At 71.5% G+C, this 14,074-nt stretch carries 15 protein-coding genes; 6 read left to right on the top strand and 9 right to left on the bottom strand.

Annotated features, from left to right (window positions below; genetic code table 11):
• Positions 1–94: 94 nt before the first annotated feature.
• The 3 genes from ACMXN5_RS20770 to hutU are packed head-to-tail and all read right to left on the bottom strand — an operon-like array spanning position 95 to position 4,307.
• The gene (locus ACMXN5_RS20770; protein WP_439676494.1) at positions 95–1,432 is read right to left on the bottom strand and encodes a formimidoylglutamate deiminase; all 1,338 of its coding nucleotides are present in this window, start codon (positions 1,430–1,432) and stop codon (positions 95–97) included.
• Positions 1,429–2,616, bottom strand: coding sequence for an allantoate amidohydrolase (locus ACMXN5_RS20765; protein WP_395788631.1), 1,188 nt, complete (start codon positions 2,614–2,616; stop codon positions 1,429–1,431). Before ACMXN5_RS20765 ends, ACMXN5_RS20770 begins: the two co-directional genes overlap by 4 nt.
• Positions 2,617–2,633: 17 nt before the next feature.
• Positions 2,634–4,307: a urocanate hydratase gene (gene hutU / locus ACMXN5_RS20760; RefSeq protein ID WP_380005087.1), complete on the bottom strand. Its 1,674-nt coding sequence runs from the start codon at positions 4,305–4,307 to the stop codon at positions 2,634–2,636.
• 244 nt (positions 4,308–4,551) lie between these two features.
• Between hutU and ACMXN5_RS20755 the strand changes: the two genes are divergently transcribed.
• Positions 4,552–4,872: a hypothetical protein gene (locus ACMXN5_RS20755; RefSeq protein WP_439676493.1), complete on the top strand. Its 321-nt coding sequence runs from the start codon at positions 4,552–4,554 to the stop codon at positions 4,870–4,872.
• Positions 4,873–4,900: 28 nt separating this feature from the next.
• Here ACMXN5_RS20755 and ACMXN5_RS20750 read toward each other — a convergent pair whose 3' ends face one another.
• Entirely contained in the window at positions 4,901–5,734 is an 834-nt protein-coding gene (locus ACMXN5_RS20750) for an ABC transporter permease (RefSeq protein WP_439676492.1), read from the bottom strand.
• Positions 5,731–6,744 (bottom strand): ATP-binding cassette domain-containing protein, encoded by a 1,014-nt coding sequence (locus ACMXN5_RS20745; protein ID WP_439676491.1) that lies wholly within the window; start codon positions 6,742–6,744, stop codon positions 5,731–5,733. Before ACMXN5_RS20745 ends, ACMXN5_RS20750 begins: the two co-directional genes overlap by 4 nt.
• 65 nt (positions 6,745–6,809) lie before the next feature.
• Between ACMXN5_RS20745 and ACMXN5_RS20740 the strand changes: the two genes are divergently transcribed.
• Positions 6,810–7,418 carry a TetR/AcrR family transcriptional regulator gene (locus ACMXN5_RS20740; protein WP_439676490.1) on the top strand — a complete coding sequence of 203 codons (609 nt, stop codon included), beginning with the start codon at positions 6,810–6,812 and terminating at the stop codon, positions 7,416–7,418.
• A gap of 471 nt (positions 7,419–7,889) precedes the next feature.
• Here the strand turns inward: ACMXN5_RS20740 and ACMXN5_RS20735 are convergent, their stop codons facing one another.
• Positions 7,890–8,405: an ATP-binding protein gene (locus tag ACMXN5_RS20735; protein WP_439676489.1), complete on the bottom strand. Its 516-nt coding sequence runs from the start codon at positions 8,403–8,405 to the stop codon at positions 7,890–7,892.
• 134 nt (positions 8,406–8,539) lie between these two features.
• Here ACMXN5_RS20735 and ACMXN5_RS20730 point away from each other — a divergent pair, with 134 nt between their 5' ends.
• Both ACMXN5_RS20730 and ACMXN5_RS20725 read left to right on the top strand, forming a co-directional pair.
• Positions 8,540–9,439 (top strand): helix-turn-helix domain-containing protein, encoded by a 900-nt coding sequence (locus ACMXN5_RS20730; RefSeq protein WP_380037061.1) that lies wholly within the window; start codon positions 8,540–8,542, stop codon positions 9,437–9,439.
• 17 nt (positions 9,440–9,456) lie between these two features.
• On the top strand, positions 9,457–9,645 hold the full coding sequence (locus ACMXN5_RS20725) for a DUF397 domain-containing protein (RefSeq protein ID WP_439676488.1): 189 nt from the start codon (positions 9,457–9,459) through the stop codon (positions 9,643–9,645).
• A 104-nt stretch (positions 9,646–9,749) separates the two neighbouring features.
• Here the strand turns inward: ACMXN5_RS20725 and ACMXN5_RS20720 are convergent, their stop codons facing one another.
• Positions 9,750–9,950: an acyl-CoA carboxylase subunit epsilon gene (locus ACMXN5_RS20720; RefSeq protein ID WP_395787541.1), complete on the bottom strand. Its 201-nt coding sequence runs from the start codon at positions 9,948–9,950 to the stop codon at positions 9,750–9,752.
• A 24-nt stretch (positions 9,951–9,974) separates the two neighbouring features.
• A complete protein-coding gene (locus ACMXN5_RS20715) occupies positions 9,975–11,561 on the bottom strand; it encodes an acyl-CoA carboxylase subunit beta (RefSeq protein WP_380005103.1) in 1,587 nt (528 codons plus the stop codon).
• A gap of 103 nt (positions 11,562–11,664) precedes the next feature.
• Here ACMXN5_RS20715 and ACMXN5_RS20710 point away from each other — a divergent pair, with 103 nt between their 5' ends.
• On the top strand, positions 11,665–12,480 hold the full coding sequence (locus ACMXN5_RS20710; protein WP_439676487.1) for a biotin--[acetyl-CoA-carboxylase] ligase: 816 nt from the start codon (positions 11,665–11,667) through the stop codon (positions 12,478–12,480).
• Positions 12,481–12,678: 198 nt separating this feature from the next.
• Here ACMXN5_RS20710 and ACMXN5_RS20705 read toward each other — a convergent pair whose 3' ends face one another.
• Positions 12,679–13,419 (bottom strand): class I SAM-dependent DNA methyltransferase, encoded by a 741-nt coding sequence (locus ACMXN5_RS20705; protein ID WP_439676486.1) that lies wholly within the window; start codon positions 13,417–13,419, stop codon positions 12,679–12,681.
• A gap of 120 nt (positions 13,420–13,539) precedes the next feature.
• Between ACMXN5_RS20705 and ACMXN5_RS20700 the strand changes: the two genes are divergently transcribed.
• The gene (locus ACMXN5_RS20700; RefSeq protein ID WP_439676485.1) at positions 13,540–14,073 is read left to right on the top strand and encodes a PH domain-containing protein; all 534 of its coding nucleotides are present in this window, start codon (positions 13,540–13,542) and stop codon (positions 14,071–14,073) included.
• The last annotated feature ends 1 nt before the right edge of the window (position 14,074 follow it).

Raw genomic sequence — 14,074 nt, 5'->3', positions numbered from 1 at the left:
CGAGTGGTCCCTTCGGTCCGGGGTGGCGGCCGTTCGCGGCGGAGCGGCCGGGTTGCGAGGGAGACGGCCGCTCCGCCAGGGGAGCGGCCGTGGATCAGCGGAACAGATCGTGAATCGCCGTGGTCAGCGCCTGCGGAACAGCCTCCACGAGCTGGTGCACGCCGTCGCGGACGACCACCCGGCCGTCGACCAGCACGTGGGTGACATCGCCCGCGGCGGCGGCGAACACGGCCGCCTCGCCCGCCAGTCGGGGCATGGTGCCGGCCAGCCGCACCGAGTCCAGACCGATCGTGGTGAGGTCGGCCAGGGCGCCCGGCTCGATCCGGCCCGCGTCCGGCCACCCGAGGGCCCGGTGGCCGACGGTCGTGGCGTACGCCAGCAGCGCGGCCGAGGTGAAGTGGCCGCGGCGCCCGGTGCGCAGGCGTTCGTCGAGTTCGACCGCGCGGGCCTCCTCGAACAGGTCGATCACCGCCTGGCTGTCGCTGCCCAGGGACAGCGGCACCCCGGCCCGGACCAGGTCGCCGGCCGGGCCGATGCCGTCGGCGAGGTCGCGCTCGGTGGTGGGGCAGAAGCAGACCCCCGCCCCGGACCGGGCCAGTGCGGCGATGTCGGCGTCGGTGAGGTGGGTGGCGTGTACCGCCGTCGCGTTCGGGCTCCAGAACCCGTGCGCGTCGAGCAGCCCGGTGGGGGTCAGCCCGTAGTGCGCGACGCACGCCGCGTTCTCGGCGGGCTGCTCGGACAGGTGCACGTGTACCGGCACACCCTCGGTCCGCGCCGCCCAGCCGGCGTAGTCGTCCTCCTTGGCGAACGCCCGCACCGAGTGGATGGCCGCCCCGATCCGGGTGTTGGCGTCGCCGCGCAGCGCGCTCCAGCGCTCGTACCAGCCGTCGGAGCCGCCGTCGCCGAAGCGGCGCTGCACGCCCGCCAACGGCTGGTGGCCGTCGGCGGTCAGGCCGCCGTGCAGGTAGCAGGTGTCGAGCAGGGTGAGCCGCACGCCGGCCTGCCGGGCCGCCTCGATCAGCGCGTGACCCATCGCGTTCGGGTCGTCGTACGGCGTGCCGTCCGGGCCGTGGTGCAGGTAGTGGAACTCGCCCACGGAGGTGATCCCGGCCAGCGCCATCTCGGCGTACACCGCCCGCGCGAGCGCGAGGTAGGTGTCCGGGTCGAGCCGGCCGGCCGCCTTGTACATCTGGTCGCGCCAGGTCCAGAAGGTGCCGGTGCCGGACTGGGTGCGCCCGCGCAGCGCCCGGTGAAAGGCGTGCGAGTGGGCGTTGGCCAGGCCCGGCAGGGTCAGTCCGGGCAACACCGAGGCGCCCGCCGGCACCGGGCGGTCGGGGGTGACCGAGGTGATGCGGCCGTCGGCGATCGAGAGCACCACGTCGCGCTCGATCCCGGTGCGGGTCCACACCAGTTCACACCAGTATTCGCTCACACCGCGTCCTCGCTCGTCAGGTCCGTCACCACGTCGGCCAGCGCCGCCACACCCGCGAGGCAGTCCACCATCTCCGCGCTCTCCGCCGGCGAGTGCGACACGCCGGTGGGGTTGCGGACGAACACCATCGCGGTGGGCACGTGTGCGGACAGGATGCCCGCGTCGTGGCCGGCGCCGGTGGGCAGGATCGGCGCGCCGCCGAGCCGCTTGGCGATGCGGTCGCGCAGCGGTGCGGCGAACTCGACGATCGGCGTGTACGACTCGCGGGCGACCTGGACGCAGACCGCATCGCGCTCGCCGCGCTCGGTGGCGGTGCGGATGATCTCGCCGACCACCTCGTCCAGGGTCTGCTCGTCGGCGGCGCGCGCGTCGAGCCAGCCGTGCACCTCGGACGCGATCGCGTTGGCCGCGCCGGGGCGCGCGTCGACCTTGCCGAAGGTGGCCAGGGCACCGGCGAGATGGGCCTTCTTGCGGGCCGCGAGCACGGTGTTGGCGTAGGTGAGCATCGGGTCGCGCCGGTCCTCCAGGCGGGTGGTGCCCGCGTGGTTGGCCTCGCCCCGGAAGTCGAAGCGCCAGCGCCCGTGCGGCCAGATCGCCGAGGCGACGCCCACCGCGCGGTCCCGGTGCACCAGGTCGCGGCCCTGCTCCACGTGCAGTTCGACGAACGCGGCGATGCGGCCGAGCCGTTCGGGGTCCGGCCCGATCGCGGCCGGGTCGAATCCGGCGCGCTCCATCGCGTCGCCGAGGAACACCCCGTCGGCGTCCTTCAGCGCCCGCGCCTGCTCCGGCGTCAGTACCCCGGCGGACAACCGGGATCCGACGCAGGCGACGTTGAACCGGGCGCCCTCCTCGTCGCCGAAGTTGACGATGCCCAGCGGGCGGGTCGGCTCCTCGCCGCGCTCGCGCAGCAGGTCGAGCGCGGCGAAGGAGGAGACCACGCCCAGCGGTCCGTCGTAGGCGCCGCCGTCGGGCACCGAGTCGAGGTGGCTGCCGATCACGACCGCGTCGGGGCCGGTCGCGGTCCACGCCCACTGGTTGCCGTTGCGGTCCTCCTCGTACAGCAGTCCCCGGCTCTCGGCCTGCTCGCGAAACCACGCGCGACACTCGGCGTCGGCCCCGGTCCACGCGAAGCGGCGATAGCCGCCGGACGCGGCGCGACCCACCGGGAGCAGGTCGCGCCACATCGCCTCGAAGCCGGTGCTCACGCGTCGCCTTCCCGCATCGGCACCCGCACACCGCGCTCGTCCGCGACCTCGCCGGCCAGGTCGTAGCCCGCGTCGACGTGGCGGATCACGCCCATGCCGGGGTCGTTGGTGAGCACGCGGCGGATCTTCTCGCCGGCCAGCGGCGTGCCGTCGGCGACGGTTACCTGGCCCGCGTGGATCGAGCGGCCGATGCCGACCCCGCCGCCGTGGTGGATGGACACCCACGAGGCGCCGGAGGCCACGTTGACCATCGCGTTGAGCAGCGGCCAGTCGGCGATCGCGTCGGAGCCGTCGAGCATGCCCTCGGTCTCGCGGTACGGGCTGGCCACCGAGCCGCAGTCGAGGTGGTCGCGGCCGATCACGATCGGCGCGGCCAACTCGCCGGAGGCGACCATGTCGTTGAACCGCTCGCCGGCCCGGTCCCGCTCGCCGTAGCCGAGCCAGCAGATCCGCGCGGGCAGCCCCTGGAAGTGCACCTTCTCCTGGGCCAGCTTGATCCAGCGGGCCAGCGACTCGTTCTCCGGGAACAGGTCGAGCACGGCCTTGTCGGTCTTGGCGATGTCGCGCGCGTCGCCGGAGAGCGCGGCCCAGCGGAACGGGCCCTTGCCCTCGCAGAACAGCGGCCGGATGTACGCCGGGACGAAGCCCGGGAAGTCGAACGCCCGCGTGTAGCCCGCGAGTTGCGCCTCCCCACGGATCGAGTTGCCGTAGTCGAAGACCTCGGCGCCCTTGTCTTGGAAGCCGACCATGGCCTCGACGTGCCTGGCCATCGACTCGCGCGCGCGGTCGGTGAATTCGGCGGGCTTGGTCCGCGCGTATTCGGCCATGTCCTCGAACGCGACGCCGACCGGCAGGTAGGCGAGCGGGTCGTGGGCCGAGGTCTGGTCGGTGACGATGTCGATCGGGGCGTCCATCGCGAGCAGCTGCGGGACCAGTTCGGCGGCGTTGCCGAGCAGGCCGATGGACAGCGGCCGGCGGGCGTCGCGCGCCTCGACGGCGAGTTGCAGTGCGGCGTCCAGCGTCTCGACCCGGGTGTCGCAGTAGCCGTGTTCGATGCGCCGGTCGATGCGCGAGGGGTCGCAGTCGATACAGATGACCACGCCGCCGTTCATGGTGACGGCCAGCGGTTGCGCGCCACCCATGCCGCCGAGCCCGGCGGTGAGGGTGATGGTGCCCTCCAGGCTGCCGCCGAAGCGCTTGGCGGCGACCGCGGCGAAGGTCTCGTAGGTGCCCTGGAGGATGCCCTGGGTGCCGATGTAGATCCACGAACCGGCGGTCATCTGGCCGTACATGGTCAGCCCGGCCGACTCCAGCCGGCGGAACTCCTCCCAGTTGGCCCAGTCGGGCACCAGGTTGGAGTTGGCGATCAGCACGCGCGGCGCCCACTCGTGGGTCTGCATCACGCCGACCGGACGGCCCGACTGCACGAGCAGCGTCTCGTCCTGCTTCAGCGTGGTCAACGTGCGGGTGATCGCCTCGAAGGAGCGCCAGTCGCGGGCGGCCTTGCCGGTGCCGCCGTACACGACCAGCTTGTCCGGGTGCTCGGCGACCTCGGGGTCGAGGTTGTTGAGCAGCATCCGCAGGGCGCCCTCCTGCTGCCAGCCCCGGGTGGTGAGCGTGCTGCCGCGCGGTGCGCGCACCTCGCGCGGTCCTGCGGTGTGGTCCGACATGGCGGCGCCCCTTCTGCTTCGGCGTGCATCGGTCCGTGTGCGGAACCGGATGCGGATCCGGATGGGAATCTGTATGGAAACATTCAGTCGCTTTCGAAGTGAATCTATCTGTTCCATGAGGTGGCGCCAAGAGAGCCGGCCGAGTGAACCGCACGCGGACCGCGACAGCGGGGGATTTGACCCATCCGGTGCCATTCCCGACGCCCGGTGATCGGCCGGGACCGGCGCCGGGTAGCCGGACCGCATGGATCTGCAGGAGGTGCTGTGGGCGATCACCGCCCTGGGTGCGTTCGTGGCGTTCGCGGGCCTGGTGATGCTGCTGGGCGGGCGCGGGCGGGAGCCGGGCGTGGTGGCCCTGATGGTGATGACGGGCGCGCTGCTGTGCACCGGCGGGTTCCTGCTCAGCATTCCGCGCTATCGGGACACCGCGCTGATCGCGGGCGGCTCGGCGGTGGTGGGCGTCCTGGCCATGCTCGCGGCGATCACGCTGATGCCCGCGCACCGGGGGGCGGGTGACGGGCCGCGCGGGGTGATGTCGGAGAAGGACCCCGGGCGACGCGGTTGAAGAGGGTGTTGTTTCCTCTCGGTCCCGCTCAGCCCTGCCTGCCGTAGAGGCGGAGCGTGATCGGGGCGCATACGAGGGCGATGCCGGCGGTCGTGGCGAGGGACCAGACGACCGCGCCGCCGGCGGCGCCGGTGTCGTTCATCAGGTCCCGGGACGCGGTCGCCAGCAGGCTGAGCGGGTTGACGTCGACGAAGGCCCGGAGCCAGCCGGGCATGGTGTCGGGCCGGACGAAGATGTTGCCGGCGAACGAGAGCGGGATCAGTACGGCGTTGGCGATGCTCAGGACGACGGCCGGGTCGCGGACGACCAGGGCGACCGCGGCCCAGAGCAGGGACAGCGCGAGTCCGAACACGATCACCAGGGCCACCGCGGCGAGCACCCCCGCCGCGCCGCCGGCGGGGCGGTAGCCCATGGCCAGGCCGAGGCCCACCACGATGGCGGAGGCGAACAGGTAGCGGGCGGCGTCGCTGAGCAGGCCGCCGAGGATGAACGCGCCGCGCCACACGGGCAGGCCGCGGAAGCGGTCGAAGGCCCCGCTGCGCACGTCCTGCGCGAGCCGGGCCCCGCCGTACATCGTGACGATCGCGATGCTCATGCCGAGTACGCCGGGCAGGAGGGTCGTGAGGTAGTCGCCGGTCGATCCGCCGAGCGCGCCGCCGAACAGGTAGGTGAACAGCACGGTGAACAGGATCGGGATGGCGGCGGAGTCCACGAGCTGTTTGGGGTCGTGCCTGATCTTGAGCATGGCGCGCCGGCCGAAGGCGGCCGAGGCGGCGAGGGCCCCGGCGTGGTGACGGACCCGCCCGGCGGCGAGCAGGGCGTCGATCGGGTCGGCGTGCGCCGCGGCGGTCGGGGTCGTCATGCGTGCGACTCCTCGTGGTCGGCGCCGGCGGGAGCGGTCCGCCGGCCGGTCAAGGCGAGAAATGCCTCGTCGAGGCTGGGCCGGCCCAGGGAGAACTCGGCGATGCCCACCCCGGCGTCGGCCAACCGGGTCATCGTGTTCCCGACCAGTCGGCCGACGTCCGCCGAATCGGATCCGCCGGCGAGCGCCACGGACAGGGCGAGCGGGTCGTCGGCGAGCCGGACCGAGCCCGGAACGCCGGCGAGGATCCGGAGCGCCTGCGGGCGGTGCCCGCCGTCGAGCAGTCGCAGGTGCAGCGTGCCCGCGCCGACGCGGGACTTGAGCTGGGCGCCGGTGCCCTCGGCCACGATCCGGCCGTCGTCGATGACCGCGATGCGCTCGGCGAGCCGGTCGGCCTCCTCCAGGTACTGGGTGGTCAGCAGCACGGTGGTGCCCGCCGCGGCGATCCGGCGGACCAGCTCCCACACCCCGTTGCGGCTGCGCGGGTCGAGGCCGGTGGTCGGCTCGTCGAGGAAGAGCACGTCGGGGGTCGTGATCAGGCCGGCGCCGATGTCGAGCCGGCGGCGCATACCTCCCGAGTAGCCGCTCACCGGGCGGCCGGCCGCGCGGGTGAGGTCGAACGCGGCGAGCAGGTCGTCGGCGCGCCGTGCGGCGGCGGCCCGGGTCAGGCCGTGCAGTCGGCCCAGGATCAGCAGGTTCTCGTAGCCGGTCAGATCCTCGTCGAGGGAGGCGTACTGGCCGGTCACCGCCACCCGGGCGCGGATCGTGTCCGCCTCGGTCGATACGTCGTGGCCGAGCACGCGGGCGGTGCCGCCGTCCGGCCGGGTCAGCGTGGCCAGGATGCGGATCGTGGTGGTCTTGCCCGCCCCGTTGGGGCCGACGAACCCGAACACCTGTCCGCGCCCGATGGTGAGGTCGATGCCGTCCAGCGCCCGATTGCCGCCGAAGACCTTGACCAGACCGCGTGCCTCGATCGCCGGGTGATCGCCACCCGAGCTTTTCTTTGACATGACGTAAGAGTTGAGCCAACTCTTGCAGCTTGTCAAGGTTATGGCGGGAGCCATAGATTCCGGGCATGGTCGACCCGCCCGCCCCTGCTCCGCCGCCGGCCCGCCGCCGCCGCGCCGACGCCCGACGCAGCATCGGCGCCATCCTCGACGCGGCCCGGGTGGTGCTCGGCGAACGGCCCGACGCGAGCATGGAGGACATCGCCGGCGCGGCGGGCGTCACGCGCCAGACGGTCTACGCGCACTTCCCGTCCCGCGACGCACTGGTGGCCGGCCTGGTCGAGTCCGCGGCCGCCGAATACGCCGGCCTGCTCGACGAGGCGGACCTCGACACGGCCCCACCGGTGGAAGCGCTGACCCGATTCCTCGACGCCGGCTGGCACTTCCTGGACCGCTACCCCCTGCTCGTCAACGCCGGCGCGCCCCGAATCCCCCGCCCGGTCGACGACCCCCACGACTTCGCCCCACCACGCCTGGAGCGTCTCCTCCGACGCGGCCAAAAATCGGGCGACTTCGCCCCGACCCCGCCGGCGTCCTGGCTCGCCACCACCATCTTCGCCCTGCAACACGCAGCAGTGGCCGAAACCACCACCGGCCGCCTCACCAGAGCGGAGGCAGAAACCCTGTGCCTACAAAGCACCCTCCGCCTGTGCGGCGCCAATCCGGATCACCACTGATACCAGCCGATTTCACGGGCAGCGCCACCGTGCCCACGCAACGCCCGCGATGGTCCAACCGCATCAACCGCCGTACCGCCTCAAGCAGTTCCACGTCGAGATCGAGTGCCACCAGGTGACCGACCGGACACAGGTAGGGCGACTGTCCGGCCGCGTGCGGCTGCACGACGGCGACCCGCTCCGACGCCGGAGGGAGCGCCACGACAGTGCCGTCCGGAAGATCCGCGTGGCCATCGACGTGCCGGACCCGCGAACCCATACGGATCGTCGCCCCTCCACCGCCTCGGGCCGCCGGACTCCGCATCGGCGCCCCTTCGTCGCTCATGCGATCGCGCCCGGAGTCCCGAACGCCCTCCTCCGCGTCCGAGCCGAGGCGACCGAGCAACCCGGCGCGGCACGAATCAAGTACGCGATGAAGCTCGCGGTAGCGCACGCGCACGTCCCACCACTCGCCCAGCGCGACGCACGGCTTCATCGGGCCCCCTCGTCGCCCGCCGCCGGGATCGTGCACCACGTACACGAGCCATCGCGCCCCCAGGCACCGGTCAGCGCCTGGACGATCATCAGCCCACGACCGTCTTCCGCGTCCTCGTCGAAGGGCCGGATGTCGGGCCGCCCGTCGGCGTGGTCGTCGACCTCGATGCGAATCGCGCCGGACTCGTCGCACGCGAGCATGAAGGTGACCGTGTCCGACTCCGCGTGCTCGATCGCGTTCGTGACGAGTGCGCTGACCACCACGCCGGCCATGTGGATGGCGTCGGAGTCCCGGTGACCGCAATGGCGAAGCTGCGAGCGGGTAAACCGGCGCATCTGCTCCACTCGCCGAGGATGCGGCTCGAACTCCACCTCAATGTGGCCGCGTTCGATGCGCCCTTCGGCTGTTGCGGGCAAGGCCGCGACGATGTGCGGCGGTTCCGTCGATAGCTGGTGCCGAAGCATGACCAGACGCCTCCAAAGGGGCACATGCGGGCACCGCCGAGCAGGCATGAAGATCTCCTGCGCCCGTCGCCGTCCGCATGGTAGTGATCACTACACGTAGTGCTGGTTGCATTAGAGTCGCGACTGCAACTTCTATTTGCAACACGCATCAGTCGAACACAGGCAAAATTTGGCGTGCTCGGATGTACGTGCGCTTCACTGATGCGCCGACCAGGGAGGGACAACGGATGCCCACAACACCGATGTTGGCTCGGCGGAGGCTCGGCAACGAACTCCGCACGTTGCGAGACCTGCGACGACTCACGGTCGAGGAGGTGGGGGCGCAACTCGGGTGGCACAAGTCCAAGGTGTCGCGGATCGAGAACGCACAGTCGGGCATCACGCGACGCGACCTGTACAAACTGATGGAGCTATATGAGGTCGACTCGGACGGCCGGGAAAAGTGCGAGGCGCTGGTCGCGGACGGGCGGGAACGCTCGTGGTGGGCAATCGCGCCGTACGCCGACGTCCTCAACAACGACTACCAGGAACAGATCGGGCTCGAAGCGGAGGCCGCCGCAATCTGCGAGTACCAACCCCTGCTCATTCCAGGTCTGTTGCAGACGGCCGACTACTCCCGGGCGGTTATCGGCAGCGGGCCGTTCGTTCAGGACGAGGAGGACATCGAAACCCTGGTCGATGTGCGTCAACGACGGCAGCGCGTGCTGCTCACCGAGGACGATCCCGTGGAGTACGCGGGTGTGATCACCATGGCCGCGCTCATGTATGAGACCGGCGGAAGGCGGACGCTTCGCGCCCAACTCGCGCACCTGCTCGACGTGGCCCGGCGGTCCAACGTCACCGTGCAGGTGATTCCCTACGACGCGCCGGCACCGACGACCGCTGGTCTCACGCTTCTGCACTTTCGCGAGACCGAGGATCCGACCGTTGCATTCGTGGACACTGTCACCGTGAGCCATCAGCGGGATAATGCCCGTGAGATCAGGCGCTACGTGCGGTTCTTCGACTACCTGCGCAACAACGCTCTCGACAGCACGAAAACCCAAGCGATCATCAAGAAGCGACTGGAAGACCTCAAGTGACTCAGCTTCCCCCCGTCGTGCAGCAAGCATCCGAGTACGGTCGGCTGACCTGGTTCAAGAGCATTCGCAGCGGTCAGCAGAACGGCTGCGTCTCGGTGGCCCACACGAACTCCCAGACCGCTGTTCGGGACAGCAAGAACCCGACGGGACCGGCGTTCGCCGTCCGATCCACCGCCTGGATGTCGTTCGTCTCCGCGGTTCGCTGACCTTCGGGACGGCGAAAGCCCCTCTCGTGGAGGGGCTTTCGCTTCTTACCGACGGTCGACCGCCTGTGCGCCCTCGGCGGCGCGCGATCCGGACGCGCGGTCGGTCAGGACGGCCAGGCGCTTGCCTGCCAGGCGCCCGGGCCCGGCCGCAGCGGTCGGCGCACCAGGCGCGCCGGGTCGTTCCACTGCGACCGGGCCGCCGGAGCCGGCGCGGGTGCGCCGCCGCCGCTCGCCTTGGCCGCCACGACGGTGACGATCACCGCCAACTCCTCCGGGGTGGGTTCACCCCGCACCACCTTGATCATGGGGACCTCCGGGTCCTGGCCGGGCTAGAGCGGGATGTTGCCGTGCTTCTTCGGCGGCAGCGTCTCGCGCTTGCCGCGCAGCGCCCGCAGCGCCTTGACCACGTGGGCCCGGGTGGACGACGGGCGGATGACCGCGTCCACGTAGCCGCGCTCGGCGGCCACGTACGGGTTGCACAGCGTGTCCTCGTACTCCTGGATCAGCCGCGCGCGGGTCGCCTCGGGGTCGTCCGAGGCGGCGATCGTGCGCCGGTGCAGGATGTTGGCCGCGCCCTGCGCGCCCATCACCGCGATCTGCGCGGTCGGCCAGGCCAGGTTGACGTCGGCGCCCAGGTGCTTGGAGCCCATCACGTCGTACGCGCCGCCGTACGCCTTGCGGGTGATGATCGTGACCAGCGGCACGGTGGCCTCGGCGTAGGCGTAGATCAGCTTCGCGCCGCGGCGGATGATGCCGTTCCACTCCTGGTCGGTGCCCGGCAGGAAGCCCGGGACGTCGACGAAGGTGAGCACCGGGATGTTGAACGCGTCGCAGGTGCGCACGAACCGGGCGGCCTTCTCCGACGCGTCGATGTCGAGCGTGCCGGCGAACTGCATCGGCTGGTTGGCCACGATGCCCACGGAGCGGCCCTCGACCCGGCCGAAGCCGACCACGATGTTGGGCGCGAACAGCGGCTGGACCTCCAGGAAGTCCGCGTCGTCCAGGACGTGCTCGATCACCGTGTGGATGTCGTACGGCTGGTTCGCCGAGTCCGGGATCAGCGTGTCGAGGTCACGGTCGTAGTCCGTGGTCTCGAGGTCGGCCTCCTCGTCGAAGGACGGGGCCGGCTCCAGGTTGTTGCTCGGCAGGTAGGACAGCAGGCCCTTGACGTAGTCGAGCGCGTCCTTCTCGTCGGCGCCCATGTAGTGCGCGTTGCCCGACTTGCTGTTGTGCGTGCGCGCGCCGCCCAGGTCCTCCATCGTGACGTCCTCGCCGGTGACCGTCTTGATGACGTCGGGGCCGGTGATGAACATCTGCGAGGTCTGGTCGACCATCACCACGAAGTCGGTGAGCGCGGGGGAGTACACGTGGCCGCCCGCGGCGGCGCCCATGATCAGCGAGATCTGCGGGATCACCCCGGAGGCGATCACGTTGCGCCGGAAGATCTCGCCGTACAGGCCGAGCGAGACCACACCCTCCTGGATGCGCGCGCCGCCGCCCTCGTTGATGCCCACCAGCGGGACGCCGGTCTTGATCGCGAGGTCCTGGACCTTGACGATCTTCTCGCCGTACACCTCGCCGAGGCTGCCGCCGAAGACGGTGACGTCCTGGGAGAACACGCACACCTGGCGGCCGTCGACGGTGCCGGAGCCGGTCACCACGCCGTCGCCGTAGGGGCGGTTGGCCTCCAGGCCGAAGTTGGTGGAGCGGTGCCGCGCGAACTCGTCGAGCTCGACGAAGGAGCCCTCGTCGAGCAGGTATTCGATCCGCTCGCGGGCGGTCATCTTGCCCTTGGCGTGCTGCTTCTCGACCGCTCGGGCGCTTCCCGCGTGCACCGCCTCGTCGATCCGGCGCTCGAGATCGGCCAGCTTTCCGGCGGTGGTGTGGATGTCGGGATCGCCCTGTACTGGGTCCATCGTGCTGACTCCTGTCACGTCGAACGGCGGCGATCGGTAGCGTAGCCGCGCCACGCCGGCGACCATCACCGCCCTGCCCCGCAGTGCCTTCTAGGGTGATCGAATGGACTCTCCTTACAAGGATCTCGACCGCCCTCCGCTGCGTGAGGCGGCCCTGCGTCGGGCGCTTTTGGTACCGGGCGGCCTGTGGCGCGAGCTGGACGTGCTGCCCGAGACCGGCTCGACCAACGCCGACCTGGCCAACCGGGCCGACGAGGCCGAGGGGCTGGTACTGGTCGCCGAATCGCAGGTGGCGGGCCGGGGTCGGCTGGACCGGCGGTGGACCGCGCCGCCGCGCTCGGGCCTGGCGGTGTCGATGACGCTGGCGCCGAACGAGGTCCCGGTCGCGCGCTGGGGCTGGCTCCCGCTGCTGGCCGGGGTGGCCGCGGCGTCGGCGGTGTCCCGGGTGGCCGGGGTCGACGTGCGGCTGAAGTGGCCGAACGATCTGCTGGTGGGCGAGCGCAAGCTGGCCGGGATCCTGGCCGAGCGGGCCGGGTCGAGTGTGGTCCTGGGCATCGGGCTGAACGTTTCGCTGCACGAGGAGGAGTTGCCGGTACCGACCGCGACCTCGCTGCTCCTGGCCGGCGCCGAGAGCACCGACCGGGACCCGATCCTGCGGGCGCTGCTGCGCGAGGTGGAGGAGTGGTACACCCGGTGGCGACTGGCGGAGGGCGATGCGCGTGCGTGTGGGTTGGCGGCCGCGTACACCGACGCGTGCGCCACCATCGGGCGGCGGGTCCGGGTCGAGTTGCCGGCGAAGCCGACGCTGGAGGGGCCGGCGACGGGGATCGACGACGAGGGTCGGCTTTTGGTCACCGGGCCGGAGGGGCAGGTGGCGGTGGGCGCGGGGGACGTGGTGCACGTTCGGCCTGCGGCGTGAGGGTTTTGCTCCCACCCGCCCACCCGTTGCGTCATGCGGGAAAGGCCGCGGATCTACTGCCGGGGGCGAGCCCCGCGTGGCCTCGCGGCCGAGTGCTCCGGGTGCCGCGCGGCTCTGGTCTCGGTGTCCGGCGGTGTCGGGACTTCCGAAGGAAGGCGCACGACGGGCACGGCTTGCGGCGGCGGCCGGGGAGCGGGCTCAGGTCGGTTTGCGCCATACGGAGATGTGCTTGGTGGAGTCCTGGGTGAAGGGGGCTCCGTGCCAGTCGGCGACGCGGCGCTCCAGGGTGAGGCCGGCGATTCGGGCCATCAGGTCGAGTTCAGCCGGCCAGGCGTATCGGTGCGTGGAATGGCCTCGGCGGTAGCGGCCGTCGTCGCCGTCGCGGGTGAAGTGGTGTGAGACGAGGATCTGCTCGACCAGGTTGAAGGTGTCGAAGCCGAGGTGCCGCTCGGAGACGTCGAACGGCACCGCGACCTGGCCGGGCGGCAGGAAGCGCAGCGGGGGTATGCCCAGCTCGATGACGAATCGGCCGCCGGGCCGCAGGTGACGCGCGGCGTTGCGGAAACACTCGACCTGCTCGTCCTGGGTGAGCAGGTTCGTGATGGTGTTGTAGACGAGGTAGACCAGGGTGAACTCGCCGGGGACGACGGTGCCGGCCATGTCCCCGATGACCACCGGGAGCGTGTCCTCGTCGATCTTGCGCCGCAGGACCGCCGCCATGTGCTCGGACAGTTCGATGCCCACCACCGGGACGCCGCGTTCCCGCAGCGGGACGCCCACGCGCCCGGTTCCGATGGCGAACTCCAGGGCCGGGCCGGCTCCGGCGAGTTCGGCGAGGAAGGCGAGGGTCGGTTCGAGAACGGCGGCCGAGGCCGGCTCGGCCTCCTCGGCGTCGTAGCGCTCGGCGGTCGCCCGGCTCCACAGCTCACTGCTCGTCACGGACGGCCACTGTGCCGAGCGCCGAGCGGGCTGTCGACGCATTTATGGCGGCGAACGGCATGCCTCCGCCTCTCCCGCCCGGGAGAACCGCACAATCGTGGGTGACCCCCAGGAGGCCCGGTGTTCACAACCACAGCCGAGGTCGACGACGACATCCTCTTCGTCGTGCGCCCGCACTGGATGCACCTCGTCCGTCCCGCGCTGGCCCTGTTCGGCACGGTCGCCGTCACCGGCTTCCTCGCCGCGCTCACGCCCCCGACCTCGGCGGCTGGCTGGGTCCAGCCCGCCGTGCTCCTGGCCGGACTGGCGGTCCTGGTCCGCTGGAGCGTCGCGCCGTGGCTGGCCTGGCTGGGCACCATGTACTCGGTCGCCGCCGACCGACTGACCGTGCGCACCGGCGCGCTGACCCGGGAGATCCGGGTGGTGCCGTTCGCGCGGGTGGCCGACGTGCTGATCGAGCACGAGTCGTTCGTGGACCGCATGCTCGGCGCCGGCACCATCGCCCTGGTGCCCGTCGACGACGACCGGGAACGCCTGGAACTGCCCGGTCTGCCGCACGTGGTGCGCCTGCAGAGCGAGCTGCTCGTCCTCGTCGAGCGGGCCGCCGCCGGGCGGAAGAAGCACGTGGGACAGCCCGACCCCGAACCTTTGTGAC

The organism is Embleya australiensis (genome assembly GCF_051903075.1).
In the GTDB taxonomy this organism is placed as follows: domain Bacteria; phylum Actinomycetota; class Actinomycetes; order Streptomycetales; family Streptomycetaceae; genus Embleya.
This window is presented reverse-complemented; position numbering and strand designations above follow the sequence as displayed.